Annotated in this window: 2 protein-coding genes; both read right to left on the bottom strand. The window is 50.9% G+C overall.

Features of this window, described 5'->3' with window-relative positions:
- Positions 1-1,244 (bottom strand): HlyD family type I secretion periplasmic adaptor subunit (locus ACTG33_RS14200; protein ID WP_439135883.1); only part of this gene is annotated, 1,244 nt, incomplete at its 3' end.
- Positions 1,241-1,868 (bottom strand): ATP-binding cassette domain-containing protein (locus ACTG33_RS14205; protein WP_439135884.1); only part of this gene is annotated, 628 nt, incomplete at its 5' end. The genes ACTG33_RS14200 and ACTG33_RS14205, both read right to left, overlap by 4 nt.

Below are 1,868 nucleotides of genomic sequence, written 5' to 3' on the forward strand. Positions count from 1 at the left end.
GGAATGATGGGTAATTCGTGTAACCTGGCATCATGAGTTTTAACGTGAGCCTCGTAATAGGTAGTACCTTCTTCATCTTGGAGGGCATCAGAGCTCACATAAGTAACTTGCCCATCCAGTCCACCATAAATAACAAAATCATAAGCCGTGAACTTCACATTGGCTTCCAGCCCTTCGCGGATAAACGCTATATCCTGTGGCGCAATTCGGGCTTCGACGATCATTTGATCGTCAATTGGCACGATCTCCATCATTGCCTCACCAGGCTTGATCACACCGCCAACCGTTCGAGTCGCAATATTTTTAACCTTGCCGCGAATGGGAGACAGCAATTGGGTTCGGGTCAACTGATCCGCCAGCGCCCTTCTGTTTTCAGCTAACTGAGCCAGCTGACTGTCCACATCGGCCAATTCAACTTGGGCATTGGTTCTGAATTCCAAAGCGATGTTGCGGCTTTCTGCAATCGCCTGATCTCTGGCCGCTAGCAAGCGCTGCTCATTCAGGATAGAGGCTTCCAGATCGCCTTTTAAGTTAACTTCATCACGCTGTAATTTCAGTAATTCAACCTTAGCCACTGCGCCTGTTGCCACCACATCACGTGTGAGCTGGACTTCTTCGCTGACCAGTGCCAAACCCTGCCTGAGTGTTTGAGTGGTTCTTCTGGCTTCACTGATCGCTTTCGACTGCTGCGCCACCTTCTGTTTGGCCTCTTCGACCTGTGACAACAATTGATTTATACGCTCCCGGTAGCCTGCCTGAGCGGTGATGAGGATCTTTTGCATGGCCACCTTATTGGACAAGGCATCCAATCCAGCATTTTCAAACGATACCTCTTGAGGAGTGACCTTAATTTGATGGGTATTGTCTTCCACGACTGAGCCGATGCTCACCGATTCCAATTCAGCCTTGAGCCTAAGATGCTTTGCCAGCAACGCTGAACTCTGTTCTTCTGCCTCCTGAAAGGCGGCTCTGAATCGGGTATCGTCCAGCTTCACCAACATATCACCCGCTTCAACAACCTGGCCTTCTCGAACCTGGACTTTTCGCAAGATCCCGCCTTCGAGACTTTGTATTTTTTGAACCGACTGTGCAGGCACCACTTTTCCAGCACCCACCACCACTTCATCCAACGTCGCAAAAGCAGCCCAGATTAAGGTGACCAGCAACAGCGCACTGATAAGCCAGACCACGCTGCGGGCCCGATAGGCGTCTTTCACCTGCTGCCAGTACAGCGAACTGCTCATGAATCGTTCCCCGTGGTTTCAGGCTCTGTAACCTGTTCTTCTCTCTTGGAAACGGCTGAACGCCGTATATTGACGGCTCTGACCTTTTGGGGCCCTGTATTTGCAGTCACCGATGTCTTTTCTTTGGTTTTTTGATCGCGCAGCTGCTGCGCCAGAACCGTTGCCGTGGGACCGTCAGCCACTATCCGGCCTTGATCCAGCACAATCACACGATCACACAGTTGCAGTAAGCTGGGTTTGTGAGTTGCTATGACCGTACAACGATCTTTGGGAGGGTTTTTCAATCCGGCGATGACCTGTGACTCCATTGTCTGATCCATGGCGCTACAGGGTTCGTCGAGAATCAACAGTGATGATTCTCGCAGTAAGGCTCTGCCTAAAATTACTGCCTGACGCTGTCCTCCTGACAAATTACGCCCGAGCTCGCCCACCTGCGTTTCGAGACCATTTTCAAGTCTGTCGGCGAAACACATGATGCCCGATGCCAGAAGCACTTTTTCAAGTGCAGATTTATCAACTTCCGCCAGTCCAAAGCACAAATTATCCAACACCGTCCCAAAAACCAGCACGGGAGATTGGCTGACCCACCCTGTGCGTTCCCGAATTGCATTAACCGGCCACTGT

This window comes from Pseudomaricurvus sp. (genome assembly GCF_965662505.1).
In the GTDB taxonomy this organism is placed as follows: Bacteria; Pseudomonadota; Gammaproteobacteria; order Pseudomonadales; family Cellvibrionaceae; genus Pseudomaricurvus.